Annotated in this window: 21 protein-coding genes and 1 tRNA gene; 9 read left to right on the top strand and 13 right to left on the bottom strand. The window is 59.9% G+C overall.

Features of this window, described 5'->3' with window-relative positions; all coding sequences use genetic code 11:
• Nucleotides 1-11: 11 nt before the first annotated feature.
• The 5 genes from OA90_RS04580 to OA90_RS04600 form a co-directional block, all read right to left on the bottom strand.
• Complete coding sequence (locus OA90_RS04580; RefSeq protein WP_068407991.1) at nt 12-2642, bottom strand: TRAP transporter permease; 2631 nt, start codon at nt 2640-2642, stop codon at nt 12-14.
• 170 nt (nt 2643-2812) lie between these two features.
• Entirely contained in the window at nt 2813-3766 is a 954-nt protein-coding gene (locus OA90_RS04585; RefSeq protein ID WP_244274554.1) for a TAXI family TRAP transporter solute-binding subunit, read from the bottom strand.
• Between the two features lie 131 nt (nt 3767-3897).
• On the bottom strand, nt 3898-5226 hold the full coding sequence (locus OA90_RS04590; RefSeq protein ID WP_068407993.1) for an aspartate aminotransferase family protein: 1329 nt from the start codon (nt 5224-5226) through the stop codon (nt 3898-3900).
• Nucleotides 5223-6131, bottom strand: coding sequence for a MurR/RpiR family transcriptional regulator (locus tag OA90_RS04595; protein WP_068407995.1), 909 nt, complete (start codon nt 6129-6131; stop codon nt 5223-5225). The genes OA90_RS04590 and OA90_RS04595 overlap by 4 nt, the downstream gene beginning before the upstream one ends.
• Nucleotides 6132-6419: 288 nt before the next feature.
• Nucleotides 6420-6494: transfer RNA gene (locus tag OA90_RS04600), tRNA-Gly, on the bottom strand.
• 337 nt (nt 6495-6831) lie between these two features.
• On the opposite strand from OA90_RS04600, the gene OA90_RS04605 reads away from it, so the two are divergent.
• From OA90_RS04605 to OA90_RS04620, 4 genes are all read left to right on the top strand, one after another.
• On the top strand, nt 6832-7353 hold the full coding sequence (locus OA90_RS04605; RefSeq protein WP_068407997.1) for a prolyl-tRNA synthetase associated domain-containing protein: 522 nt from the start codon (nt 6832-6834) through the stop codon (nt 7351-7353).
• A 127-nt stretch (nt 7354-7480) separates the two neighbouring features.
• Complete coding sequence (trxA, locus tag OA90_RS04610) at nt 7481-8482, top strand: thioredoxin (protein WP_082836846.1); 1002 nt, start codon at nt 7481-7483, stop codon at nt 8480-8482.
• Between the two features lie 100 nt (nt 8483-8582).
• Complete coding sequence (locus tag OA90_RS04615) at nt 8583-9260, top strand: LON peptidase substrate-binding domain-containing protein (RefSeq protein WP_068408000.1); 678 nt, start codon at nt 8583-8585, stop codon at nt 9258-9260.
• A 77-nt stretch (nt 9261-9337) separates the two neighbouring features.
• Nucleotides 9338-9529 (top strand): Trm112 family protein, encoded by a 192-nt coding sequence (locus OA90_RS04620; protein ID WP_068408002.1) that lies wholly within the window; start codon nt 9338-9340, stop codon nt 9527-9529.
• Between the two features lie 304 nt (nt 9530-9833).
• Here the strand turns inward: OA90_RS04620 and OA90_RS04625 are convergent, their stop codons facing one another.
• Nucleotides 9834-10130, bottom strand: a complete 297-nt coding sequence (locus OA90_RS04625) for a YggT family protein (protein WP_068408005.1) — start codon at nt 10128-10130, stop codon at nt 9834-9836.
• A gap of 230 nt (nt 10131-10360) precedes the next feature.
• Between OA90_RS04625 and OA90_RS04630 the strand changes: the two genes are divergently transcribed.
• On the top strand, nt 10361-11161 hold the full coding sequence (locus tag OA90_RS04630) for a MipA/OmpV family protein (protein ID WP_068408694.1): 801 nt from the start codon (nt 10361-10363) through the stop codon (nt 11159-11161).
• 312 nt (nt 11162-11473) lie between these two features.
• On the opposite strand, the gene OA90_RS04635 is transcribed toward OA90_RS04630, so the two are convergent.
• The 4 genes from OA90_RS04635 to OA90_RS04650 form a co-directional block, all read right to left on the bottom strand.
• Nucleotides 11474-12319: a pentapeptide repeat-containing protein gene (locus OA90_RS04635; protein WP_068408006.1), complete on the bottom strand. Its 846-nt coding sequence runs from the start codon at nt 12317-12319 to the stop codon at nt 11474-11476.
• A gap of 550 nt (nt 12320-12869) precedes the next feature.
• Nucleotides 12870-13883, bottom strand: coding sequence for a patatin-like phospholipase family protein (locus tag OA90_RS04640; protein WP_068408008.1), 1014 nt, complete (start codon nt 13881-13883; stop codon nt 12870-12872).
• A gap of 49 nt (nt 13884-13932) precedes the next feature.
• Nucleotides 13933-14715, bottom strand: coding sequence for a 3-hydroxybutyrate dehydrogenase (locus tag OA90_RS04645; protein WP_068408010.1), 783 nt, complete (start codon nt 14713-14715; stop codon nt 13933-13935).
• Nucleotides 14716-14846: 131 nt separating this feature from the next.
• A complete protein-coding gene (locus tag OA90_RS04650) occupies nt 14847-15734 on the bottom strand; it encodes a 4-hydroxy-3-methylbut-2-en-1-yl diphosphate synthase (RefSeq protein ID WP_068408012.1) in 888 nt (295 codons plus the stop codon).
• A gap of 266 nt (nt 15735-16000) precedes the next feature.
• Between OA90_RS04650 and ispG the strand changes: the two genes are divergently transcribed.
• The 4 genes from ispG (at nt 16001) to OA90_RS04670 (ending at nt 20337) form a co-directional block, all read left to right on the top strand.
• The gene (gene ispG / locus OA90_RS04655) at nt 16001-17260 is read left to right on the top strand and encodes a flavodoxin-dependent (E)-4-hydroxy-3-methylbut-2-enyl-diphosphate synthase (protein WP_068408014.1); all 1260 of its coding nucleotides are present in this window, start codon (nt 16001-16003) and stop codon (nt 17258-17260) included.
• A gap of 37 nt (nt 17261-17297) precedes the next feature.
• Nucleotides 17298-18200, top strand: coding sequence for a pyridoxal kinase (gene pdxY, locus OA90_RS04660; RefSeq protein ID WP_068408016.1), 903 nt, complete (start codon nt 17298-17300; stop codon nt 18198-18200).
• A complete protein-coding gene (locus tag OA90_RS04665; protein WP_068408018.1) occupies nt 18193-18930 on the top strand; it encodes a DUF429 domain-containing protein in 738 nt (245 codons plus the stop codon). The genes pdxY and OA90_RS04665 overlap by 8 nt, the downstream gene beginning before the upstream one ends.
• A 357-nt stretch (nt 18931-19287) precedes the next feature.
• The gene (locus OA90_RS04670; protein WP_068408021.1) at nt 19288-20337 is read left to right on the top strand and encodes a hypothetical protein; all 1050 of its coding nucleotides are present in this window, start codon (nt 19288-19290) and stop codon (nt 20335-20337) included.
• Nucleotides 20338-20396: 59 nt separating this feature from the next.
• Here OA90_RS04670 and OA90_RS04675 read toward each other — a convergent pair whose 3' ends face one another.
• The 3 genes from OA90_RS04675 to acnA form a co-directional block, all read right to left on the bottom strand.
• The gene (locus OA90_RS04675) at nt 20397-21944 is read right to left on the bottom strand and encodes a DUF2235 domain-containing protein (RefSeq protein WP_068408023.1); all 1548 of its coding nucleotides are present in this window, start codon (nt 21942-21944) and stop codon (nt 20397-20399) included.
• A 280-nt stretch (nt 21945-22224) separates the two neighbouring features.
• Complete coding sequence (locus OA90_RS04680) at nt 22225-22614, bottom strand: VOC family protein (RefSeq protein WP_068408024.1); 390 nt, start codon at nt 22612-22614, stop codon at nt 22225-22227.
• Nucleotides 22615-22730: 116 nt separating this feature from the next.
• Nucleotides 22731-25406 carry an aconitate hydratase AcnA gene (acnA, locus tag OA90_RS04685; RefSeq protein ID WP_068408026.1) on the bottom strand — a complete coding sequence of 892 codons (2676 nt, stop codon included), beginning with the start codon at nt 25404-25406 and terminating at the stop codon, nt 22731-22733.
• Nucleotides 25407-25955 lie beyond the last annotated feature (549 nt).

Genomic DNA, 25955 nt, shown 5'->3' on the forward strand with positions numbered 1-25955 from the left:
CCCCCAATTCTCTAGTATGCCGGCACGGTCTGGCGGCGGCGCTGCATCAGGATCACAAGCCCCAGCAGCAGCAACGCAGGAATGTAGAAGACTTCCTTCGCCATCCTTTCTGCGGGCAATTGCACTTTCGAAACCACCACGCTTTCGTCGGCGTAGTAGTCGTATCCCTGCAATTGGGTGAAATACGGTGTTCCGGGCAGCGGCTCCTCGAGGATCGTCTTGTCGCCGTCTTCCATGACCGTCAGGCCGATCTTGAAAAGGCGGTCGGTCCCGTCGTCGGCTTTCGGCCCGAGTTCAAGCACCAGCGTCAGATCCTCGATCTGGTCGGGATCGTCGAAATCCGGTCCCGAAACCACAATTCGAAGCGTACCGCCGTCCTCGACCTCACCGGCAAGCTGAACCAGATCCGAACCCGGCCGGTCGACATAAGGAGGCTGGACGTAGTCGAGCCAGAACCCCGGACGGAAAAGCGTGAAGGCGACCAGAAGCAGGGCGACAGTCTCCCATATCCGGCTTCTGGCAAGGAAGTATCCCTGCGTCGCCGCCGCGAAGAGCATCATCGCCGTCACCCCGATGACGAAGATGAAGACCGCCTTCACCGGTCCGACGTCGATCAACAGCAATTCCGTGTTGAAAATGAAGAGGAACGGCAGAAGCGCTGTGCGGATATCGTAACTGAAGCCCTGGATACCGGTGCGGATCGGGTCCCCTCCGGATATGGCCGCCGCCGCAAAGGCCGCGAGACCCACAGGAGGCGTGTCATCCGCCAGGATACCGAAATAGAACACGAACAGATGCACCGCGACCAGAGGCACGATCAGCCCGCTCTGTGCACCGACGGTGACGATCACCGGCGCCATCAGCGACGAGACCACGATGTAGTTCGCTGTTGTCGGCAGACCCATCCCGAGGATCAGGCTCATGATCGCCACGAGAAAGAGCATGAGCATCAGGTTGCCTCCGGAGAGGAACTCGACGAATTCGCCGACCACCTGGTGCGCGCCGGTCAGCGATACCGTCCCGACGATGATGCCGGCGGCACCCGTGGCCACACCGATGCCGATCATGCTGCGGGCGCCGGAGATCATGCCGTCGACGAAGTCCCTGAAGCCCTCTCTCCAGGCCGCGCTCATCTCGCCGCTTGCCCGCAAGGCGGCTTTCAGCGGCCGCTGGGTGAGCACGATGGTGAGCATGGCGATGGTCGCCCAATAGGCGGATGTGGTCGGCGACAAGCGCTCGATCAGGATGCACCAGATCAGGATGACGATGGGCAGCAGGAAATAGAACCCGGTGACTGCCACGTCCCATGCCCTTGGCAGTTCTTCGATAGGAGCATTCGGGTCGTCCATCTCCAGATCCGGATACCGGGAGGCAACCACAGCCAGAATGACATAGGCGGCAAGACAGATCAGCGCTGCAGCGGTGAAAGTCAGGTTCGGAAACACCACCTTGATCCAGCCGAGACCGTAATAGACCACGGCGGCAAGCACGCACATGGCGATGAAGCCGAAAAGAACGCCGGAAAGACGCCGCGCAAGGGTGGCGGTTATCGTCGACCGCTTCATGCCTTCCAGGCCCAGCTTCAGGGCTTCCAGATGCACGATATAGACGAGCGCTATGTAGGAGATCACCGCCGGCAGGAAGGCGTGCTTGATGAGTTCAGGATAGGAAATTCCGGTAAATTCGGAAATCAGAAACGCCGCCGCGCCCATGACCGGCGGCGTAAGCTGGCCGTTTGTGGAGGAAGCGACTTCCACGGCGCCCGCCTTTTCGGGCGAAAACCCGGTGCGCTTCATCAGCGGAATGGTGAAGGTGCCGGTGGTCACCACATTGGCGATGGAAGACCCGGAGTAGAGACCGGACAGGGCCGAAGCAACCACGGCCGCCTTGGCCGGACCGCCGCGCAGATGGCCGAGGAGGGCAAACGCCAGCTTGATGAAATAGTTGCCCGCGCCGGCTTTCTCCAGCAGCGAGCCGAAAAGCACGAACAGAAAGATCATCGAGGCGGAAACGCCGAGGGCCACACCGAAGACGCCCTCCGACTGCATCCAGTAGTGCCACATGGCCTTGCCCAGGGACGCCCCTTTCCACTGGATCGCATCCGGCATGAACGAGGCATGGCCAAAGAAGACGTAGAAGACGAAAACGGAGGCGACAATCACCAGCGGCAGACCGAGAGAACGGTAGACCGCGATGCCCAGGCTGATCATGCCCATGATCGAAAAGACGAGATCGGCGGTGGTCGGTAGACCGGCGCGGCTGGCTATTTCTTCCTTGAAAACAAAAAGATAGATACAGGACGAGGCGCCGAGCAAGGCCAGCACCCAGTCGTAAAGAGGGACACGGTCACGCGGTGACGACTTGAAAAGCGGATAGGCCAGCATCGCCAGCGCAAGGGCGAACGCCAGGTGGAACTGCCGCGCTTCCTGATTGTTGAAAACAACGTTGACCCCTGTCAACTCGGTCAGGACATAAGGAACATTGGAGGCGATATAGATCTGGAAGGTGGACCAGACGAACGCGAGTGCCAGTATGAATTTACCTGCCGCGCCTGCCGCTGACCGGGCACCGGTCTCGACCTCGGCGACCATCATATCCACATCGACGTCTTTTTCGCGCCTGGTATCGTCTTCAGCTGACATTCCAAGTCCCTCCGCTTGCGTTCCGGCGACCAGAACGCGCTTCCCCGTTTAGCCAGGTTCCACCACCCGGCATCCGGCCCCCGCCGGAAGTGGTCTCGAGAGACCGTAGTCTTATGTTTTAAAAAGCAAAAACCGGGCAGGAGGAACCTGCCCGGCGTATTGGCGGAAGATCACATCCAGCCGCGTTCCGTGTAGTATTTCACGGCACCCGGATGAAGAGGAGCGGACAGGCCGTCCTTGATCATTTCTTCTTCCTTGAGGTTGGCGAAAGCCGGATGCAGCTTCTTGAAGGCGTCGAAATTGTCAAAGACCGCCTTGACGACGGTGTAGACGACTTCGTCGGACACATCGGAGGAGGAGATGAAGGTGGCGCCGACGCCGAAGGTGTTCACGTCATTGTCGGTGCCCCTGTACATGCCACCCGGAATGGTCGCCACGCGGTAGTAGGGATTGTCCGAGACGAGTTTATCGATCGGCTCGCCCGACACCGATACGATTTCGACATCGCAGGTGGTTGCCGCTTCCGTGATGGCCGCTGCCGGATGACCGACGGTGTAGATCATCGCGTCGATCTTGCCGTCGCAGATCGCCTGGGCCATTTCCGAGCCTTTCAGCTCCGCCGCCAGGGCAAGGTCATCCATGGTCATGCCAAAAGCATCCATGACGACTTCCATCGTGGCGCGCTGGCCCGAACCGGCGTTGCCGACATTCACCTTCTTGCCCTTGATGTCCGCGAAACCGGTGATACCGGAGCCTTTGCGGGCGATCAGGGTGAACGGTTCGGGATGGACGGAGAACACCGAGCGTTCTTTCTCGAACGGCCCCTGATCCTCGAACTTGGACGTGCCGTGATAGGCGTGATACTGCCAGTCCGACTGGGCAACGCCGAATTCAAGTTCACCGGCGCGGACGGTGTTGATGTTATAGACAGATCCGCCTGTGGATTCCGCCGAGCAACGGATGCCATGTTGCTTGCGGTCCTTGTTCACCAGGCGGCAGATCGCCCCGCCGGTCGGATAATACACGCCGGTGACACCACCGGTTCCGATGGAGATATATTCTTCCGCGGTCGCTGCCGACGCGCTCATACCGAGAGCGAATGCCCCGGCGATTACGGAGTACATGAGTTTCATTAGTTTCCCCTGTTCTTATGGTATCGGGCGCGGTTCCTCCTCGCCCCCTGAGCACAGCCCGGGCAGGCTGTGAAAGACTTTGCTGCAACCATACTATGCGAAATTTTACGCAAGGACACCCTCTACATCGGCTGCAGCGCCGCATCGACTGCAGCGCCGAGGCGGTCAACAATTGTCTCTATATCAGACCTGGTTGAGATGAAAGGCGGCGCGATCAGCACGTGATCCCCGTTCCGTCCGTCGATCGTTCCTCCCATCGGATAAACCATCAAACCCCGCTGCATGGCCTCGCGCTTGATGTGTGCGTGAATCTTGAGCGCCGGATCGAACGGCGCCTTTGTTTCCTTGTTTTCGACAAGCTCGATCGCCTGGAACAGCCCCCGGCCGCGAATGTCTCCGACGCGAGGATTCTGCCCGAAACGTTGCCCAAGGCAATCCGTCAGATGGGCTCCCACGGCCATGACATTCGCCAGAAGGTTGTCGCGCCTGATGATGTTCTGCACCGCAAGCCCGGCCGCCGCCGCCATCGGGTGGCCCATATAGGTGTGTCCGTGCTGGAAGAACCCGCTCCCCTGTTCGAACGCCTCGAAAATCTTTCCGCTGAGCAGCGCTGCCCCGATCGGCTGATAGCCGCCGCCGAGTCCCTTGGCGATGACCAGGAGGTCCGGACTGACGCCTTCCTGCTCGCAGGCATGCAGCGTTCCCGTGCGGCCCATGCCGCACATGACCTCGTCGAGAACAAGCAGGACGCCGTAGCGGTCGCAGATCTCGCGGATCTTGCGGAAATACCCCGGCGCCGGAGGCACCGCACCGCTGGTCGCACCGACAACCGGCTCGGCCACGAACGCCATGACCTGATCTGTGCCCAGCGCCAGGATCTGGTCCTCCAGCTCTCCGGCGGCGCGTGCGCCATAGTTCTCCGGGGTCTCACCCTCATGCTGATGCCGGTAGGCGTAGCAGGGGGCAATGTGATGGGTTTCGATGAGCAGCGGGCTGAACTGCGTCCGCCGCAAGGCGTTGCCGCCGGCCGCGAGCGCCCCCAGCGTGTTGCCGTGATAGCTCTGACGGCGGGCAATCACATGCCTGCGTCCTGGCTGGCCGGTTTCCACGAAATACTGGCGCGCCATCTTCAGAGCCGCCTCCACGGCCTCCGAGCCGCCGCTGACCAGATAGGCCTTTTCCAGACCCTCCGGGGCGGTCTCGACCAACCGGTCCGCCAGCTCTTCGGCCACCTCTGTGGTGAAGAAGCCCGTATGGGCAAAGGCCATAGTGTCCAGTTGCGCGTGAAGCGCCTTGAGGACATCCGGATGACCATGACCGAGACTGGAGACCGCGGCGCCGCCCGAGGCGTCGAGATAGGCCTTCCCGTCCCGGTCAAATATGAAAACCCCTTCACCGCGGGCGGCGACCGGAAGGTCGGACTGAATAGATCGGTGAAGAAGATGCGTCATCGAACGTCTTTTGTTTGGGTCGCGATGGGATGGGGCCGTTTAGTTGCATGCGTGCCGAGGCTCGCATGATAGGAATCCACCTGCCTGAGTGCTTCCAGTGTTTCTTTTTCTCCCTGACCGGCGACCAGAACGGCCAGGATTTCTGCAAGCAAAAAGGCGGGTGTCATCGAATGGTAGAAAGAGGGGCTCTCCGTTGTTGTTGCGATCGTTATGGTGGCGCGCTTTGCCAGAGGCGAGACGGGACTGTCCGTCAGGGCGACGACAGGTACACCCTGCTTGTGCGCGTAATCGACGATATCCAGCGTCAGCTGGGTATAAGGCGCGACGGTGACGGCGAAAAGCACGTCCTCCTTGCCAGCGAACCGGATCCGGTCCGATCCGGTGTTGGCGATGTCGTCCAGCAGGACCGATTTGTCGCCGACGAGCGACAGGATGTAATTGAGCTGCCACGCGATCGGGTGGCTGGCGCGCAGCCCGAGGCAATAGACACGCCGGGACCCGGCCAGAAGCGTCGCCGCATCGCTCAGGGTGACAAGCTGTTCCGCCGCCGACAGCGCTTGCAGCTGCCGGGTGACAGAAGCGACAATCTTCGCCGCGAGCGCCTGATCGCCGCCGAGATCCTGCAGACGCTGCTGATCGCGCGCCTTGTCCTCGAAACCGGTTGCCGGATTTCGCATGGCGTCCGCATAGGCATCGCGCACGGGGTCGAAGCCTTCAAACCCGAGCTGCTTCGCCAGCCGCATCATGGTCGAGGGCTGCACCCCCGCCCGGCGGGCCTGCTCCCGCATGGACAGAAGCGCCACATCGCGCGGATTGTCGAGCACGAACCGCGCGGCTTTCCTGACTTCGGCGGAATAACCGTCAAAGGAATTGATGATCACATCTGCAAGCGGCGGCGTCTCCATGGATCAAATCCTAACGCCTTTTCCATCGCTTGCAACATTTGTTTCATAATTGCCATCAAAAATACAAGTGATGCATAGCAGAAGCTGTCCGGACTGTTTTCACACCAGTGCATTTTAAAGCGGGAGGCGAGTGACATCGACCCGCTTACTACCAAGCAGCAAATCAGTCAGGCCGGGCAAAGCCTTGAAAGCGCTGACCGATCTGACAACATGACCATCTATGTAAAAAGGAGAGGTTTCGTGAAAACGAAAAAGGACCCGGGATCTCTCCCAGGTCCTTTTGAAATCTGGAGCGGGCGATGGGATTCGAACCCACGACCCCAACCTTGGCAAGGTTGTGCTCTACCCCTGAGCTACGCCCGCACAGCGACCTGACCGCCTGGGAAGTAAGGCCCCGGCGTCGGTGGCGCTGTATATGAACCAAGCCGGGACGGATTGCAACACCGAATCTGCAGAATTTTTCTGCCCTCTCTTTTTGTGGATTTCCTGTGCCGCACTCCGCTGAAAAACCACGGAATTCAGCACTATAGTCTGCCAATTCGCCCTTGTGGCCTAATGCGGAAACGCGCTAGATCAGGCTGTTTTCATGCAACGCCATGAAAAACGCAAAACCTGTTCGATTTTCAGGGATTGAAGTTTGCCCGGAGCCGGGAGCTCGAGGAGGCAAGCTTCCGCCCTTACCAGGACCTGGGAAAACAGCATGCCGGCAAGCCGCGAAGACCTGATGAACTTTTTCGGGGAACTCGATATCGATGTGACCACGGTCGATCACGACCCTGTCTTCACCGTGGCGGAATCCGGCGATCTGCATGAACGCATTCCCGGCGGGCACACCAAGAACCTGTTCGTAAAGGACAAGAAGGGCCGCCTGTTCCTGATCGTGGCGCTGCACGATGCGCAGATCGACCTCAAGAAGATCCACCAGATCATTGACGCCCGGGGGCGCGTGTCTTTCGGCAATGCGGATCTTCTCATGGAGGTGCTGGGCGTGGAACCGGGATCGGTGACACCTTTCTCGCTGATCAACGACCGGGATGCACAGCGGGTCACACCGGTATTCGACGCGGCAATGATGCAGCACAATGTTCTCAACTTTCATCCGCTCAGGAATAATGCGACCACATCCCTTCAGGCGGACGACCTGATGAAATTCGCCGATGCCTGCGGCCACTCCGTCCGCGTCCTCGCGGTCAGCGAAGAGGCGGCAGAGGCCGGGTTTTGAGGCCCGCACAGCGGGCGTTTGTAATTCGGGTGCATCGGCTCCATGTTATGAGCCAAATCGACCCTTTGGCGGTTACCACTTTCGGTCCGGGCGCGGCAGACACGGACCACAGAAACGAGGCGGACAGATGAGCAACGGCAATTACACCATGGGCGGCCAGATAGGCGGCGGTTTCGGTGGCAGCATGGGTGGCGGCTACGGGGGACAGACGGGTGGACAGGGCGCGTCCGGAGGCGGCGGCGGCGGCGCTCCAGCGGGCGGCGATCTGGTTTTCGACGTCACCACCGAGACCTTCATGGCGGACGTCATGGAAGCCTCCCGCCATCAGGTCGTGCTGGTCGACTTCTGGGCGCCCTGGTGCGGCCCCTGCAAGCAGTTGACACCGATCATCGAGGCCGAGGTGAAGGCCGCCGGCGGCAGGGTCAAGCTCGCCAAGATGAATATCGACGAGCATCCCGAGATTCCCGGTCAGATGGGCATCCAGTCGATTCCGGCGGTCGTCGCCTTCAAGGACGGCCAGCCGGTCGACGGTTTCATGGGTGCGCAGCAGGAAAGCCAGGTCAAGGCCTTCATCGAAAAGGTCGCCGGCCCGGCCCCCGTGAACGAGGCGGAGGTGCACCTGGAACAGGCGGAAGAACTGCTCGCCACCGGAGACTTCGCCCAGGCCGCCCAGCACTTCGGGGCCGTCATGCAGATGGAGCCGGACAACACCAGGGCCATCGCGGGCCTCGCCCAGTGTTATCTGGCCGCCGGCGAGCCGGAGCGCGCCAAACAGGCCCTCGAGCTCGTGCCTGAGGAAAAACGTTCCGAGGAGGCCTATATCGCGGCAAAGACGGCGCTCGATCTGGCGGAACAGGCGGCTTCTCTCGGCGATCTGGCCGACCTTCAGGACCGGATCGAAAAAGATCCGCTCGATCTTCAGGCCCGGTTCGACCTGGCGCTCGGGCTGAACGGCAAGGGCGACAAGAACGGCGCTGTCGATCAGCTTATCGAGATTGTCCGCCGCGACCGGGAATGGAAAGAGGACGGTGCCCGCACGCAGTTGCTGCAGTTCTTCGAAGCCTGGGGCTTCAAGGACCCGGCCAGCGCCTATGGCCGCCGCAAGCTTTCGGCGGTGCTGTTTTCTTGACGATTGCCGATCGAGCCACACATTAGGTCATGGACAGCCTGACACATCCAGGGATGCGCAGGCGCCGGATCCTCATGAAGACAACAGGAAAGGCGGGGAAATGCAGGCGGGAAATGCCATTTACGAAACGATCGCGGATCTGCCGCCGATCCTGCCCGTATTTCCCCTGCCCGGTGCCCTGCTGCTCCCCAGAACCCAGTTGCCGCTGAACATCTTCGAACAGCGCTATATCGACATGGTCGATGCGGCCCTGGGAGGCAACAGGCTGATCGGTGTGGTCCAGCCGTCTCCGGACAGCAATGCCGACGACCAGGACAACCCGGTGCTGGCAAGCGTCGGCTGCGTCGGCCGCCTGACCAGCTTTCAGGAGACCGGCGACGGGCGATATCTGATCACCCTTCAGGGCGTCACCCGCTTCGCCCTCGGCAGAGAGAAGAGTTCCTATTCCGGGTTCCGTCAGGTGGAATGCGACTTCGCGCCCTTCGCTCATGATCTCAAATGCGGCGAAGGCGAGGAAGACGTCGACCGGCATGGCCTTTTGAAGACCCTGCGCGACTATCTCGACGCCAACAATCTGGAAGCCGACTGGCGCAGCGTTTCGGAAGCCGAAACGGAAGTCCTGGTGAACGCGCTTTGTATGATGTGCCCTTATGGCCCGCAGGAAAAGCAGGCGCTGCTGGAAGCCCGCGACCTGAAGACCCGCGCCGAAACTCTTATCGCCATCACCGAGATGGACCTCGCCAAGTCCCAGAACGACGGCGGATCCACATTGCAGTAGACCTCCCGACTTTGCCGGGATGCGATACTGCGGGCGGGCAGGGCGAAGCAAGCACGTACGACAGAAAGACCAATCTCATGACAGAACCCGCGGAACGCCCCGTCGACCGGAAGCTTCTTGAACTCCTCGTCTGCCCCCTCACCAAGTCGACGCTGGAATATGACGCGCAGAAGCAGGAACTGGTTTCCCGCTCGGCCAGGCTTGCCTATCCGATCCGCAACGGCATCCCCATCATGCTGCCGGACGAAGCCCGCAAACTGGAAGATTAGGCCGCGGACGAGAAGTGCTTGGGTTTCAGCTTTCTGATCAAGGCCTGCCATGCCCGCGTCATCGGCTCTGTTGAACGCGGTACAGACTTGAAAGCCTCAAATTCCTCGAAATCATTGCGGACCGGAAAAGAAACGTTCTTCGAATGCGCGAGGCGGGCCGGGCGGTTCTTGCCGTGTCATACAAGACGATCCGCAACGATAGCTGCATCGCCCCTGAGCTGGAATGACCGATAAATGGTTGTAAACAAACACAAAGCCCGGACCAGATAGCCCGGGCTTTGTTCATGCGATTACTGTCAGGCGATCAATATCCGGCGAACATCGGCATCAGATTGATGATGATGATCTGGCGGAGGAAAATGATGAGCAACAGCAGGATCACCGGGGAGATATCGACTCCGCCCAGATCCGGCAGAAACCGGCGGATGGGACGAAAGGCGGGCTCCGTCAGATTGTAGAGAACACGGCCGATCGCGTTGATGACCTGATTGTTCGAATTGACGATATTGAAGGCAAAGAGCCACGAGAAGATCGCAGAGGCAATGATCACGTATGTGTAGAGTTCAAGTGCGATAAGAATGACGTTGAAAAGGGCTGTCATGGTCTTGTCCGTTGCCGTTCAGGATCTGTCTTGGTCCTCATGTAGCTGCAAGAGGGAAAAGCTGCAAGGCGCGGCATCTTCTAACGCGGATTTGTTTGCCCGCCTGCCTCGCTGAAAGGGTGTCCAGATGCCCAAATGCAACAGTTTCGCACAACCTCGATTCCTTAGGCTTTCCATAACCTTTACTCGTGCTATTGTCCCACCAACGGATTCCAATGGATGTGATCATAATGATGAAGCTGTTGTCGCGCGCTGCACTGGCCCTTTCCCTGAGCGCCATGTCTGGCGCAGCTTTGGCCGAAAGCGGCCAGATTTCCGCAAAGGACGCAAACAAGCAGTTTGTGATCGATCTCGGTGTCGGTGCGATGGTTAAACCGCGTTACGAAGCTTCGGACAGCTATCTGATCTATCCTTTCCCGATTATCTCCATCGGTCGCTTTTACGTTCCCGGTCTTGGCCAGGTAAACGACGGACAGCGCAGAACCGGACCTTTCGTGTATCCGGCCTTCAACTACATCGGCGAACGCAAAGCCAGCGACAGTGCGGATCTGCGCGGCACCAAAACCGTTGACTGGGCGCTTGAGCTCGGGCTTGGCGGCGGGTATCGCACCGAGCACTTCCGTGGCTTCGCGGAATTGCGTCAGGGGATCAACGGACACCACGGTCAGGTTGGACAGCTCGGCCTCGACGGGATCATCTATCCGCATGAAAAATGGGAAGTCAGCTTCGGCCCGCGCGCCGATTTTGCGTCCGAGGACTACATGGACACCTATTTCGGTGTCAGCGCCTCTGAAGCCGCCAACAGCGGCGGACGCCTGAAGGCCTACAACCCCGGCGCCGGCTTCAAGAGCGTCGGCGTGTCGGCCCGCGCCAGCTACGACTGGAACGACGACGTCCGTCTCCACCTTCAAGGTGGCTACGACCGTCTGATCGGCGATGCCGCCGACAGCCCGATTGCCGAAGGCGGCAGCGAGAACCAGTTCAGTGTCGGCGTCGGTGTGAGCTACCGCTTCGCGTTCGACCTGTTCTAAAGCGTGTCGCGTTTAGACGGATTCAACTATTCCGGAGAACACCCGAGGCAGCGTTTGCATTGCAAATGCGTTCGGGTTGTTCCCTGAATTCAATTCAGCGCGACAGGCACTTAGAAACACAGCGCTGTTCTGACAACCTCCGGGCCAAGGTCAATTGGATCCGGCCGGCGAAAGCGTGTGACACCCTCTCAAACGTAAATACGCCTTGCACGCCCATCCTCTAGCGGAGGGGATCGGGAAGGTTTTGTCAGCACCCTCCGACCGCAGCTATGGCGGCTGTAAGACACCTGGAATCAAGCTGGCCCGCGGGTGTCAGTAAGCGCAATCAATCAGCGTTATGCCGCTTGGAAGCTTGGTGGCGGCATCTCCGCAGGCACCCAGAATCCGGCTTGGGTTCAGGTTTCTGGCGCCAGTCAGATCGGCACCCGGCAGACGCGTCCGGCGCAACAGCGCCCCTTCAAAATCGACACCGGTCAGATTGGCGCCGCTCAGATCGGAACTGACCAGCCGGACATTGGTTAAATCCGCACCGGAAAAATCCGCGCCCCGCGCGTTGATACGGTCGAGCTTTGCATGGCGGAGACGCGCATTCTGGAAATTGGCGCCTGTGAGTTCCACCCGTTCCAGATTGACCCCGTCCAGTTTCGCTTCCTTGAAGGTCGCCCCATTCGCGACGGAGCGGATGAGCGTGACGTTCCTGAGGTCCGCCCCGTCAAAATTTGCGCCGCTGAGAATGCTGGAGTTCATGTCCGCATCTCTCAGATCCACGTCCTGAAGATTGGCGTTTGTCAGATTGGCCTTTTCCAGATCGACTGATCTCATGCTGGCACCAGAGAAATTGGCGCCGGAAAAATCCGCCCGTTCGGCTTCCGTACGGCGAAGATCCGTTTCGCGGAAGTCTGCACCCGGAAGCACGGCCTCCTTCAGGTCGACCTCGCGCAAATTCGCCCTGTAGAAGTTTGCGTTCGTCACCGTCAGCGCCCGGAGCTCCGCCAGTTCCAGGTCGCAACGGGGACAGCCGCCGTTGTCGGTGATCTCCGCGATGCGTGCCACGTCACTCGCCGCCATGGCCTCCACTGCAACGGCGCCTCCCGAACCGGCCATCACCGTCAGTGCACCAAGGCAACCTGTCAGAAACCGGGTCATCCTGTCGCTCATCGCAAATCCCTTTTCCCGTAAGCCAAAAAAATCGGTCTGCAGTCGTTCGGCCGGGCGCCGAAAGCAGAATATCGACCGGTCGTAAACTGTCAGAGCGTCCTGTCCGCATTCGAATGAACACAGGCTGCTCTAGAAATAGGTCGCCAAGACGGCAATTTAAGAACAGTTACCACCCCAAAAATCGAATTTATATGAAAAAGACATAAGGTCTGCGGCAGCAACTATGGAACATGCCCAACGACGATGAGCGGCTCCCGCCGGATCCTTGTGGGAAGGAAGAAGCAGGCGGGGTCGCATTTGCCCGCTTCTTCCGTCCACTTTTCGCTGACGACGCACTACCTGACAATCAGCGTGCCATTTCCAACGCAAAAGCCTTGCCAAGCTGATTTCCCGGCCAAACGCCCAGATCTGGCCGCGTCTGAAACACAACACACAAGATGCTGATTCCGTTCAGGAAGTCTTCACCGTCCCTGCATTGCAATTTGCAATGCCACTTGCAAACTTGGCTAAGAGAGGGTTAACGCCGCACTGTCCCCCCGCCCCTGTCAAATCAGGAAAACTCGCTTCGCAGATCGATCGTCGAGCGTTTGCCGATATCGTCGTAATGACGGTCAAGCCACTCCCGGGCGGTCTTGCGGCCGATGTCGCGCAACTCGGTCAGAAACGCCCATTCGGCATTCAGTTTCGATGAGGCCTGCAGCGGTTTCAGTTCCGTGGCGGTAATCCGGTGCATATGCACCTTCATGTAGTCTTCCCGCGACAGTTTCTCCTCCTCGATCAGCCGGGAGACAAAGTCGATGGCCCTGAGTTCCCGCAACAGCGTCGAATTGAAGCTGATCTCGTTGACGCGATTGAGAATTTCCCGCGCGCTCTTCGGCACTTCCCGCCGCTCCAGGGGATTGATCTGGATGAGCACCACATCCGGCGTTCTGGTCTCGTAGAACAGCGGATAGAGCGGCGGATTGCCCATGTAACCGCCATCCCAATATGGTTCCCCGTCAATTTCCACCGCCTGATAAAGATGCGGCAGGCAGGCCGACGCCATCACCGCATCCAGGGTCACTTCCTTGTGGGTGAAGATCCTGATCTTCCCCGTGAAGACATTGGTTGCTGAAATGAAGAGCTTCACCGCGTCGCAGGATTGCACCTTGTCGAAGTTCACGGCCTTCGCCACCACGTCGCGCAGGGGATTGACGTTGAATGGGTTGAGTTCATAGGGAGAGGCAAACCGCGACATCACGTCGAAATAAAGGTAGCTCGGAGAAAAATCGAGGCTCCACTGGCCGAGGAGCACATCCAGGGGGGAGCGCTGGATCGGACTGAAGTGAGCATGGCTGCTGACCTCGCGCCAGAATTTTTCCAGGCTTTCCCGCGCGCCTGCCTCGCCGCCTTCCTCCATGCCGCTGACCAGAACAACCGCATTCATCGCGCCTGCGGACGTTCCGGTAATCGCATCTATGACAAAGCGGTTATCTTCCAGAAACCAGTCCAGAACACCCCAGGTAAACGCGCCATGCGCACCACCGCCCTGCAGGGCGAGGTTTATCTTCTTCGGTGCGCTCACGGCGGCCCTCCTTCGGCATTTTCACGAGGACCTGGAACCCCAGTGCCCTTTACTGTGCCGTCCATCCGCCATCCATCGGCAGCACGGAGCCGGTGATCGAAGAGGCTGTGTCGGAACACAGGAACACCGCGTATCCTGCAACCTGTTCGATGGTCACGAACTGCTTGGTCGGCTGGGCGGCCAGCATTACGTCTTTCTTGACCTCTTCCTCGGTCATGTTGCGCGCCTTCATCGTGTCGGGGATCTGCGCTTCCACCAACGGCGTCCAGACGTAACCGGGGCAGATGGCATTCACTGTAATGCCCTGCTGGGCCACTTCCAGCGCGACCGTTTTCGTCAGGCCGGCGATGCCGTGTTTGGCGGCGACATAAGCGGATTTGAACGGCGAGGCGACGAGAGCATGCGCAGACGCGGTGTTGATGACCCGGCCCCACCCCCTCTTTTTCATACCCGGGAGGGCTGCCCGGATGCCGTGAAAAGCGGACGTCAGGTTGATCGCGATGATCGCGTCCCACTTTTCGACCGGAAACTCGTCCACCGGCGAGACGAACTGGATGCCCGCATTGTTGACCAGAATATCCACCGACCCGAATTCCTTTTCCGCGTCGGCAATCATGGCGGCGATCTCGTCACCCTTCAGCATGTTGGCGGGAGAATACACGCAGCGAACACCGAAATCGGCCTCGATGGCAGCGCGTGTCCGTTCGATTTCCGCCGCATCGCCAAGACCGTTGATGACGACATTGGCCCCTTTTTCCGCAAAAGCGCGGGCGCAGCCAAGGCCGATCCCCGAAGTGGAACCGGTTACAACGGCGGTTTTATTGGAAAGCATGATGGAACTCCCGAGAACTGAAATTTTTCCAATGCATCATTCCACCAGTTGGTGCCGCACCGCAACATTGCAATGACAAAAATGATCGGCGGACAATTCCAGACCGTTCCGCTCCGGTATGGACCGGTTTTCTAGCGTCGGCGCAAACGCTGGACGCGATCGAGTGCCTTGCGGGCCCGCGCGCTCGCAACGGCCTTCTGCTCCCCCGCCCTGACGTAGTCGGCGGGCTTCAGACCAAGCCGCTCGGCGAAACGTTCCCGGATAAGACCGTAGAATGTGGCGTGAAGGCTGGCGAACGCCCAGACAAGGATCAGCATTGTACCCATTGGAAACACCGCAGAGCGGATCTGCTGCCAAAGCACGCTTGCCGGCAGGAGCCCGTCGCTGATGCCCAGCAGCAACGCCCAGGCAAACACCAGAAACCCTGCGAGCAGGCTCATGACCAGTGCGGAAAATGCCATGGCCCAGCCGAGACCGGACGTCGCCCGCCAACTTTCCTTCAAGGTGAGCGGATCATCAAGCGCCGCCGCCGGCAAGATGACCGAGAGCCGCTGAACCACCATCAATGCGATGAAGGGCGCCAGAAAGAAAAGCAGCAGGCCCGCACCCGCCGTCACGGCCGCAAGAAGCAGCGCGACAATCGCCAGAGGGATGAGCGACAGGAGGCCGATCAGGGCAAGAATGATCTGGTTGAGGATCACCCGCAGGGTGCGCCCGCCGAAAGTGACGGGAAAGTCCCTCGCATCAATCAGGATTTTGCGGACATAGGCGATGGCGATCGAAAAACCGACCAGAAGATTGGCGACCGCCGCCAAGAGACGCAGGGCGCCCTCATCGACGGCGGCAACCGGTTCCGTCATGTAGGACACGGTCTTGAACCCGCTTTCCGGCATCAGCGCGCCCCCGACGGCGAAGTTGAGAGCGACAAGCAGCAGGATATAGGCCCAACCTGTCCTGAGCAGCGTGCCGATATTGTGCTGCGCCAGAGAGAGGGACCGTTCCAGAACCGTGATGAACATGTGCTGCCTTCAGAAGTTTGACATGGGTTGCCGCAGGATACCCGTTTTGCAGGGCTGCGCCAGCAGGGCGCCGGACAACGAACGCCAGTGCGCATCTGGCGTGACACTCCGCCGCTCCGGACGAAAAACGACCGCATTCGACCGGCGGAAACCGCCCCCCATTGCCCTTTTTCGCCTCACCGCCTAATCATGCGCTGGAAAAGCGGACCGAGTTCCCTCATGTATGTGTCCATGAGCTCAAGACCAATGACCCTGTGGTTCCAGTCATGATTGATGATTTTGCAAAATCCCTGCCCCGGCGCAAATCGGTTGGCGTGATGGTCGGCAATGTGATGGTCGGCGGCGACGCACCGGTTGTCGTGCAGTCGATGACCAACACCGACACAGCCGACGCCGACGCGACCGTTGCCCAGGTTTCGGCGCTCGCCAGGGCCGGCTCTGAAATCGTGCGCATTACGGTCGACCGGCCGGAAGCGGCGGTTCAGGTGCCGCGCATCCGCGAGCGGCTGGACCGCCTCGGTGTCGATGTGCCGCTGGTCGGCGATTTCCACTATATTGGCCACAAGCTTCTGGCCGACTATCCGGACTGCGCCAAGGCGCTCGCAAAATACCGGATCAATCCGGGCAATGTCGGCTTCAAGGCCAAGCGCGACACGCAGTTCTCCCAGATCATCGAGATTGCCCTGAAACACGACAAGCCGGTGCGCATCGGCGTCAATTGGGGGTCGCTCGACCAGGAGCTGCTAACGAAGCTGATGGACGAAAACGCGGAAAGCACCAGTCCGGTTTCGGCCGCGTCCGTGATGCGCGAGGCGATCATCCAGTCCGGCATCCTGTCTGCCGAACGCGCCGAGGCTCTTGGCATGGGCCGCGACAGGATCATCCTGTCCGCAAAGGTCAGCCAGGTCCAGGACCTGATTGCCGTTTATGCCGACCTCGCCCGCCGGTGCGATTACGCGCTTCACCTTGGCCTCACGGAAGCTGGCATGGGCAGCAAGGGCATCGTTTCCTCGGCCGCCTCCATGGGCATTCTGCTGCAGCAGGGCATCGGAGACACGATCCGCGTATCATTGACGCCGGAACCGGGAGGCGACCGCACCCGCGAGGTGCAGGTGGCGCAGGAACTGCTGCAGGTGATGGGCTTCCGCGCCTTCGTTCCGGTCGTTGCCGCCTGTCCCGGATGCGGGCGCACCACTTCGACGGTGTTCCAGGAACTGGCGTCAGACATCGAGGACCATATCCGCGTTTCCATGCCGAAATGGCGTGAAGAATATCCCGGCGTCGAAAGTCTCAATGTCGCTGTGATGGGCTGTATCGTCAACGGGCCGGGCGAATCCAAACACGCCGACATCGGCATCTCGCTGCCCGGCACCGGCGAGACCCCGTCGGCACCGGTTTTCGTGGATGGCGAGAAAGTCACCACACTGCGCGGACCGGGCATTGCCGGCGAGTTCAAGAAAATGGTGCTGGACTACATCGAAAAGCGGTACGGAACCGGAAGCAAATCGTCTTCCGACGCCGCCTGACCCTCCACAAAGAACCTGATCCGGAAAGTAGCCGACGATGACGCAACCGCCGGGAGCCCCCGTGCCGCAGAAAAAGCCGATCCTTGTCATCACCTCGCAGGTCGTGCGCGGCGGCATCAGTGGCCGCGGGCTGACATTCGCGCTCGAGCGTGTTGGGCACGACGTCTGGTTCCTGCCGACCATTCTGCTTCCCTGGCACCCGGGCCAGGGCAGCGGCACACGGATCGTCCCCCCGTCCGATGATTTTGCCGCGATTGCGCAGGATCTTGCCAACGCGCCCGGACTTGGCGAGATCGGTGCGGTTATCTCCGGGTATCTCGGCAACGCCGCGCAGGCAGAAGCCATTGAAGGCATCGTGAAGGCGGTCAGGGAGGCCAATCCGCAGGCACCCTATCTCTGCGATCCGGTCATCGGTGATTTTTCTCCTGCCGGAGGCAGCGGGCTTTATGTCCCCGAGGCGACCGCCGAGGCCATCCGGGATCGATTGATCCCGCTTGCGGATATCGTCACGCCCAATTGTTTCGAACTCGGCTGGCTGACCGGACGGGAAATCGAGAGCGAACTGCAGGCGCTGGCGGCCGCGCGCCATCTCGGCAACGAGCGTGTCATGGTCACTTCTTCCCCTGCGCTCCGCCGCAACGCCATTGCTAACCTGCTTGCGGGGCCGCACGGTGCCGTTGCCGCGGAACATGCCGTCATCGCAGATCCTCCCAAAGGCACCGGCGATCTGATTGCCGGACTGTTTCTCGCCAATCTGCTCGCCGGACTGGAGGACGAGGAAGCCCTCAAGCGCGCCTCGGCTTCCGTATTCGAACTGGTGGCCAGAAGCGTCCGAAGAGGCGCCGACGAGCTGCTGTTCGCGGAGGAACAGCAGTCGGTCGTCCGGGCCATGGCGCTGGTGACCTCGCGCCGGGTTATGGAAACCAGGGCCCGTGCCTGACAGCACCGGCCTGTGGGTGGCGGGGATCGACGGCTGCAAGGCCGGCTGGATCGCCGCTCTGCGCAATCTGAATAACCCGCGAGACCTTGAGCTCCGGTTTTTCCCCGCATTCGCCGACCTGCTCGCCTGCGAGCCTTTTGTGCGGATCATCGCGGTCGACATGCCCATCGGCCTTCTCGACAACATCGGCCCCGGGGGCCGCGGTCCGGAGAAGGCGGCGCGAAACCATCTGGGACAGCGGCAGTCCTCCGTCTTCGCCGTGCCATCACGCCCCGCCGTCTACGAGGACGATTATCCGGCGGCCTGTGAAACGGCACAGAAAACATCGCAACCGCCGAAAAAAGTCTCCAAACAATGCTTTTATCTATTTCCCAAAATCCGGGAGATCGACGTCCAGATGACGCCGCAGCTTGAGGCTCGTGTTCATGAGGTGCACCCGGAGCTGGCCTTCTGGAGGCTGAACGGCGAGCGGGAAATGAGCCTGCCGAAAAAGATCAAGAGCCGACCCAATCCGGAAGGTCTCGATCAGAGACGGGATCTTCTGGTTTCCAAAGGTCTTGACCGGACTTTCCTGGATCAGAAGCCGCCGCGCGGATGCGGCCGCGACGACATCCTGGACGCGGCCGCCAACAGCCTGATCGCGGAGCGAATTCTCCTCGGGCAGGCGGAACCGTTTCCGAAAGACTATCGGCGGGACGAGCGCGGACTGAGGATGGCGATCTGGGCATGACACGCTCGGCTTGCGGCAAATTCCTTCGCCGCTTGCCTACGGAAGGCTTGTTGCGGCGACGCGATTGCAAGTGAAGTAGAACGACGTCCTTTAGACCTCTGTCGCTGAAATCTGCTTACCGATACGGCGGTTTCGCCCGTTGGGAAACAGTCTTCGTGCGGCCGGTCATGACCTCAGCACAAATTCCACCTTCATTTTTCGCCTCAAAATTGCAACACTGCATTTGAAACTCCGCGAATTTTATAAAACGCGTTCAGCGGTATTGTCCGCGCAAAAGATTTTTGAATTGCAGCGGCCGGAAATACCGGCCCTTGAACCGGTAAATCGAGCGCCGGGATTTCAGAAAGTGGGGGAGACATGGATCGGAATCTTATTCAGTCCACCGGGGTCGGCAAAAGAGTCCTGCTGATCCTGACAGCACTGCTTTTGCTGCCGTTGCTGACAGGCGCAAATGCTCTGGCCGAGGTGGTCCTCAAGGCCCCTCCGAACGGAGCCTTGCAAATCACTCGGTCTACGGAAACGTTCATCGCACGCGAAGCCAAATATGGCACCGTTGACGTGATATCGAACGTGGGTGGCAACGAAAATGCGCTGATATACTTCCCGCCCAAGCAAGGTGAAGTCTCCACCGACACCGTCACCTACAAGCTCGCCGGCAAACCGGATGAGACCGTGACCGTAACAGTCGACCTGAAAGACGGACCAGGCGCTTTCGGCAGCGACGAGATCTACAACGAGTCTTTCAAGGCCGTATTCGTCCTGTTCATTATCGCTGTCCTGGTGGAAAGCGGTCTTCAGCTCATTTTCCGTTGGCGGCCCTACCTGCGCCAGTTCGATACGTCGTCGGCCAATGCCGTCATCGCCTTTGCCTTTTCCCTGACCCTCGTGCTGATGTTCAATCTCGACGTCGTGACCAACCTCTTCAACATCTACACCCAGCCGGCGAACCCCGAGCAGAACACTCCGCCCGGCTATATCCTGACCGCGATGATCATTGCCGGCGGCAGCGCGGGCGTGAACCGTATCCTCAGGGCACTCGGCTTCAGGCCGATCGAAGCGCCGGCGGAAATCAAGGGACCGAAGAAAGAGGATGAGGCCTGGATATCGGTTACGCTGACCCGCGAGAACGCGACAGGGCCCGTGGATGTGCTGTTCGGCAAGGAGGGTGAGGCCGCGGTCATCGGCACGATACCCGGAGACGGCAAGATGTCTCCTTTGAAGTCGCTGTTTTTCCGGAACAAATCCCGCTTCCCTCAAAGCGGCGGCTATTCCGTGCCGGTTGACGGCCCCTATGTGATCAAGGTCCAGGCGCGCGACCCCGCCGATCCGGATAAGAAGATCGAAGCCTCCTGGGGCTCGAACCGGATCGGCAAACGGGCGGTGATCGACCTGAATTTGAAACTGTAGGAAAGCCGCGAGAACCTCACGCAGGTGGCCGGGAAACCGGCCGACTGCGTGAGGAGAGACTACCTGATCCGCTCGACCGTCAGTTTTACGCTGCCCCGGTTGTTGCCGTACGCCTGCCAGGCATCGTTTGCGAAAGCATAAAGATATCCGTCCCCCTTCGGAGAGATCTGCGCGCCTTTGCCGATCAGGAGGCTTTCATGCGGGACCGCGTTTCCCGTTTCATCCGTGCTGATCCCGTTGGCAACAACCCCGACGAGCGAAAACCAGGGCATGCCTCCTTCCCGCCGGGTGAGCCAGAAATCGGTTTGCGGGTTACCGGACAAGGCCTTGAACACCTTCTCCACCTGTCCCCAGGCGGAAGCGGCCAGGTGAATGACTTCGCCCGCCTGAAAGTCTCCGTCCTTCGTGCCTTCCGGACCGCACTTGATGGTGGCATCCACCCACTGGCCCGACGCCGAGAAGCGATAGTCTTCGCCGGCCTTCAAAAACAGCCCGGTCGCATTCCATTTATCGCGGGCGAAGATATCCATCGTGAGTTTCTGCCCCACGTTCAGCCGCTGCGTCGGCCAGTAGACGGATTGGGTCAGAGGCGGATTTCCATGCCGTTCCAGAGCGGACGAATGAAACGCCGGACCCGAATCCGGATCGGTGATACAAGGCACGCTTCGCGGCCGCGACTTCAGCTTCTTGTAGAACCCCATGACGGAATCGTGCAGCACGTCCCGAGGGTCGGGAGCAATCTGGGCCACGGCCTCCGGACGGAAGGCAAGACCGCAGGCCGCCGCTTCTTCGATCATCCATTTGAGAGCCCCATCGGGAAGCCCCTTGCGGGCGTAGCCTCCTCCCACATCGGAATGCGCACCGGGAAACCAGATCTGCCGGACATCCGTCCGCGCCGCGAACTTCGTCCACAAGGTCGCAGAAAATGTCGAACGGGGCTCGTCCATGGCAATGGCGTGCCGCGCGAAGGCAACGGTGTCGCTCAGCTCCGCATCGTGAAAGGAATGCTTGGCGGGATCGTCGAAAAGGTTCAGCAGCGCGAGCTCGTCCGGAATGCCGAGAGACCCGACCGTATCCCATACGCCGAGGAAGTGGACCGGTGTCTTCCCGGCACCGTCCAGTCCCGGCCCGGTGTTGTGAAACGCCAGATGCCTCAGGCTTCTCCGGTTCTGCTCCGTTCTGCGGTAGTTGGCAAAGACTTCATCCACCCGAGCCCAGACGATCTCATCCGGCAATCCCTCTTCGCTCAAATCGAGCAGTCCACATGCGGAAATCATCCCCGCCAGGCTTCTGACGGTGTAGGCGCCCCTGCTGAATCCGAACAGAAAGACGGCGTCTCCCGGCTGATAGACCCCCGCGAGCCATTTGTAGGCACTCTTGATATTGCGGTCGAGGCCGGCACCGATCCCGCCGCCGAGAAGCCTCTTCCACCAGCCGCCTTCCGTCCCGACGCCCGCGTGATAGTACTTTTCCTGCTTGCCGCCGGAAGCATCGGCCGCGCTGATCGCGGCGTGGATTTTCACCACATTGGTCGGGGCCGGAATACCCTCGTCCATATTGTCCGGCGTCGCCCAGGTTCCATCGCAACACACCACAAGATTGACCATGCCCCACTCCCGTCTGGATTGCCCGGAACCATGAATTAACCACAGGCTTTACCGCATCGCCAAGAATCTTCGCGGGGACACACCGGTCCGGGTAAGGTAAGCCCGGGTGCCTTTCCGGTTATCTGCGTCGTCACGATCCCGAACCCTGGAGCCTTGGTGTCCTGACGTCTGGGGGGCAGAGGTGCACCAACCTGCTCTCGAAACGGGTGGATCTCCGATCTGGCCGAAGATGACACCGGAAAAGCCGGAGTCATCTGGACCGGAGTCATCTGGAAATGACTCAGTCGGTTATCCGGCTCAGATGTTCGCCGAAAAGAAGCACATTGCCGTCGGGATCCCTTGTCTCGAATTCCCGCATTTCCCAGGGCTGGTCGACTATGTCCTCGGTGATATTGGCTCCGGCGTTTGATGCAAGGGCGTAATACCCGTCGACACCATCGACAAAACAATATGCGGTTCTGGCGTGCGGATTATCGCCTGCCGTCAGATGCAGTTCGATCTTGTCCCGGCCCAGAATAGCATATCGCACTGGATCGCCGTCCTTGTCCGCCCACTCGAAACGGACGTCAAACAGCAGCTTGTCGCGGTAATAGGCGACGGCCCCAGCGACGTTGCTGACCGGAAAGACAGGGGCGATGTGGGCGAGCTCGGGTGGCTTGGCTTCATGCATTTGGAAACCTCCAGTTGAGATGCTGTCTAACTTGCCGGAATCGACAATTGGAGGCAAATAACAAAACGGGCCCCGAGGGCCCGTTGAAATCATCGTCGAAAAGCTGATCGGAATGATCAGCTCGTCACCAGATTCCGCAGCACGTAGTGCAGGATGCCGCCGGCCTTGATGTATTCCAGCTCGTCTTCCGTATCGACACGGCACAGACACTCGATGGTTTTTTTGGTGCCGTCCTCGTAGGTGACTTCCACATCCATCATCTGACGCGGCTTGATGTCGGCGATGCCCAGGATGGTCACGCGTTCCTTGCCGGTGATGTTGTGCGACTGCCAGCTCTCGCCTTCCTTGAAGGTGAGCGGGATGACGCCCATGCCGACCAGGTTGGAGCGATGGATACGCTCGAACGACTGGGCGATCACGGCCCTGACGCCAAGCAGCGTGGTGCCTTTCGCGGCCCAGTCACGGGAAGACCCCGTGCCGTATTCCTTGCCGGCGAAGACGACCAGGGGAATACCGGCTTCCTGATATTCCATGCAGGCGTCGTAGATCCACTTCTTCTCGCCGTCCTTCATGGTGACGCCGCCTTCGACACCCGGAACCATCTGGTTCTTGATACGGATGTTGGCGAAGGTGCCGCGCATCATCACCTGGTGGTTGCCACGGCGGGCGCCATAGGAGTTGAAGTCCTTCTGGGCGACCTGGTGTTCCGCCAGATAGGTGCCGGCGGGACTGTCGGCCTTGATGTTGCCGGCCGGAGAAATGTGGTCGGTGGTAATCGAATCCAGGAAAAGCCCCATGATCGCCGCGCCCTTGATGTCCTGAAGCGGCTTCGGCTCCATGGTCATGCACTCGAAATAGGGCGGGTTCTGCACGTAGGTCGAGGCTGCCGGCCAGCCATAGGTCATGCCACCTTCCACCTTGATCGCCTGCCAGTGCTCGTCGCCCTTGAAGACGTCGCCGTAGCGCTCGCGGAACATTTCCTCGTTGATGGAGGACCGGATCAGATCGGTGATCTCAGCCGTGGTCGGCCAGATGTCCTTCAGGTAAACCGGGTTGCCGTCCTGATCGTCACCAAGGGAATCCTGTGTGATGTCGATGTTCAGGTTCCCGGCGATGGCATAGGCGACGACCAGCGGCGGTGAGGCCAGGTAGTTGGCGCGCACATCCGGGTTCACCCGGCCTTCGAAGTTGCGGTTGCCGGAAAGCACCGAGCAGGCGATCAGGTCGTTGTCGTTGATTGCCTTGGAAATCGCCGGATCCAGAGGTCCGGAGTTGCCGATACAGGTGGTGCAGCCGTAACCGGCCAGCGTGAAGCCGAGCCCGTCGAGATCGTCCTGGACACCCGCCTTTTCCAGATAGTCCGTCACCACCTGGGAGCCCGGTGCCAGCGAGGTTTTCACCCACGGTTTGACCTTGAGGCCCTTCTTCAGGGCGTTGCGGGCGACAAGGCCCGCGCCAATCAGCACAGACGGGTTGGACGTGTTGGTGCAGGACGTGATCGCCGCGATGACCACATCGCCATTGCCGAGATCGAAGTCCTTGCCTTCCACGGCAACGCGCTTGGACAGCTCGCCCGCCTTCTTGAACTCCTCCGCCATGGTTTTGGCGAAGCCGGCCGCGGCGTCGGCAAGGTTGATGCGGTCCTGCGGACGCTTCGGTCCGGAGATGGCCGGAACGACAGTGGAGATGTCGAGTTCCAGCGTGTCGGTGAAGACCGGCTCCTCGCTGCCTGAACGGTACATGCCCTGAGCCTTGGCATATTCCTCGACCAGTGCGACGCGGTCCTTGTCGCGGCCGGTGGCTTCCAGATATTTCAACGTATCGGCATCGACCGGGAAGAAGCCGCAGGTCGCGCCGTATTCCGGCGCCATGTTGGCGATGGTGGCTGAATCTTCCAGGCTGAGATTGTCGAGGCCCGGTCCGTAGAACTCGACGAACTTGCCGACGACGCCCTTCTTGCGCAGCATTTCGACGACGCGCAGCACAAGATCGGTCGCGGTGATGCCTTCATTGAGCTTGCCGGTCAGCCTGAAGCCGACAACTTCCGGAATCAGCATGGAGATCGGCTGGCCGAGCATGGCCGCTTCCGCCTCGATGCCGCCGACACCCCAGCCAAGAACCGCCAAGCCGTTGACCATGGTGGTGTGGCTGTCCGTGCCGACCAGCGTGTCCGGATAGGCAACGGTTTCGCCGTCCTCTTCCTTTGTCCAGACGGTCTGGGCAAGATATTCCAGGTTCACCTGATGGCAGATACCGGTTCCCGGGGGCACCGCACGGAAGTTGTTGAACGCGGACTGGCCCCAGCGCAGGAACTCATAGCGTTCCTGGTTACGCTCGTATTCAAGTTCGACGTTTTTCCTGAAGGCGTCCTGGGTGCCGAAATAGTCGATCATCACCGAGTGATCGATGACGAGATCGACCGGCACCAGCGGATTGACCTTTTCCGGATCACCGCCGAGCTTCACAGCCGCGTCGCGCATGGCGGCAAGGTCGACCACGGCCGGAACACCTGTGAAGTCCTGCATCAGAACCCGGGCCGGGCGATAGGAGATCTCTTGAGAGGACTTGCGGGTCTTCAGCCATTCGGCACAGGCAAGAATGTCTTCTCTGGTGACCGTGCGCCCGTCTTCGAAGCGCAGCAGATTTTCCAGAACGACTTTCAGCGAAAACGGCAGTCTGGAAACGCCTTCCAGGCCGTTCTTCTCTGCTTCAGGAATGGAGAAATAGGTATAGGTCTTGCCCCCGGCGGTCAGTGTTTTCTTGCACTTGAAGCTATCGATGGACTGGGTCACTGCGCGCGATCTCCTTATGTGTCCGCTGGCCCGGGCCGCGTCCGATCCGGTACCTGGCGTAGTCTCTCATCGCCCCCGACGCGGAGCCAAAACGCTCTGCCGTCCGAAGCAGTTTCGCGGGGTATACGATTGAGAGCCTCTCCCTCATCCGCCGCCGCAAGTCGATGCGCCGTCCCTAATAGCAACCTTTGGCTTCCTTAACCAGATATCGCCACACCGCATCCTACCCATAAATTGGATGCCCGCGGCTGTTTTAAAAGGGGTGTTCCGGCCCGCGGGCACCACATCGGCCGCAGATACGACAATCGAACCACATCCTCATCCGGAATGTATAAAGATATTGCATACCATTGTATACTGAACTAGAACCGCGCTCAGCCAGCTTGTTTCCGCTCGCCAGACAGACAGCGACCCGGCAGACGAGCTTCATCCAGAACGAGTGGATCGAATTTGACGTTTGAAACCCGATTGCGGCTTGTCTCCGGTTCAAGTGTCAATTTTCAAGGATCCGCTGGAAACATTTAATTTCTAGAGGTTTTAGAGATTCAG

Origin of the sequence: Labrenzia sp. OB1 (assembly GCF_001624695.1) — a bacterium.
Taxonomy (GTDB): Bacteria; Pseudomonadota; Alphaproteobacteria; order Rhizobiales; family Stappiaceae; genus Roseibium.

Coding starts and splice junctions, on each gene's coding strand:
- OA90_RS04615 (WP_068408000.1), top strand. CDS start 8,583: ATGCAGGCGGGAAATGCCATTTACGAAACGATCGCGGATCTGCCGCCG.
- OA90_RS04675 (WP_068408023.1), bottom strand. CDS start 21,944: ATGGTCAATCTTGTGGTGTGTTGCGATGGAACCTGGGCGACGCCGGAC.
- OA90_RS04595 (WP_068407995.1), bottom strand. CDS start 6,131: ATGGAGACGCCGCCGCTTGCAGATGTGATCATCAATTCCTTTGACGGT.
- OA90_RS04580 (WP_068407991.1), bottom strand. CDS start 2,642: ATGTCAGCTGAAGACGATACCAGGCGCGAAAAAGACGTCGATGTGGAT.
- OA90_RS04635 (WP_068408006.1), bottom strand. CDS start 12,319: ATGAGCGACAGGATGACCCGGTTTCTGACAGGTTGCCTTGGTGCACTG.
- pdxY (WP_068408016.1), top strand. CDS start 17,298: ATGACGCAACCGCCGGGAGCCCCCGTGCCGCAGAAAAAGCCGATCCTT.
- OA90_RS04625 (WP_068408005.1), bottom strand. CDS start 10,130: ATGACAGCCCTTTTCAACGTCATTCTTATCGCACTTGAACTCTACACA.
- OA90_RS04670 (WP_068408021.1), top strand. CDS start 19,288: ATGGATCGGAATCTTATTCAGTCCACCGGGGTCGGCAAAAGAGTCCTG.
- ispG (WP_068408014.1), top strand. CDS start 16,001: ATGATTGATGATTTTGCAAAATCCCTGCCCCGGCGCAAATCGGTTGGC.
- OA90_RS04605 (WP_068407997.1), top strand. CDS start 6,832: ATGCCGGCAAGCCGCGAAGACCTGATGAACTTTTTCGGGGAACTCGAT.
- OA90_RS04645 (WP_068408010.1), bottom strand. CDS start 14,715: ATGCTTTCCAATAAAACCGCCGTTGTAACCGGTTCCACTTCGGGGATC.
- OA90_RS04680 (WP_068408024.1), bottom strand. CDS start 22,614: ATGCATGAAGCCAAGCCACCCGAGCTCGCCCACATCGCCCCTGTCTTT.
- OA90_RS04590 (WP_068407993.1), bottom strand. CDS start 5,226: ATGACGCATCTTCTTCACCGATCTATTCAGTCCGACCTTCCGGTCGCC.
- OA90_RS04620 (WP_068408002.1), top strand. CDS start 9,338: ATGACAGAACCCGCGGAACGCCCCGTCGACCGGAAGCTTCTTGAACTC.
- OA90_RS04585 (WP_244274554.1), bottom strand. CDS start 3,766: ATGTACTCCGTAATCGCCGGGGCATTCGCTCTCGGTATGAGCGCGTCG.
- trxA (WP_082836846.1), top strand. CDS start 7,481: ATGAGCAACGGCAATTACACCATGGGCGGCCAGATAGGCGGCGGTTTC.
- OA90_RS04630 (WP_068408694.1), top strand. CDS start 10,361: ATGATGAAGCTGTTGTCGCGCGCTGCACTGGCCCTTTCCCTGAGCGCC.
- OA90_RS04650 (WP_068408012.1), bottom strand. CDS start 15,734: ATGTTCATCACGGTTCTGGAACGGTCCCTCTCTCTGGCGCAGCACAAT.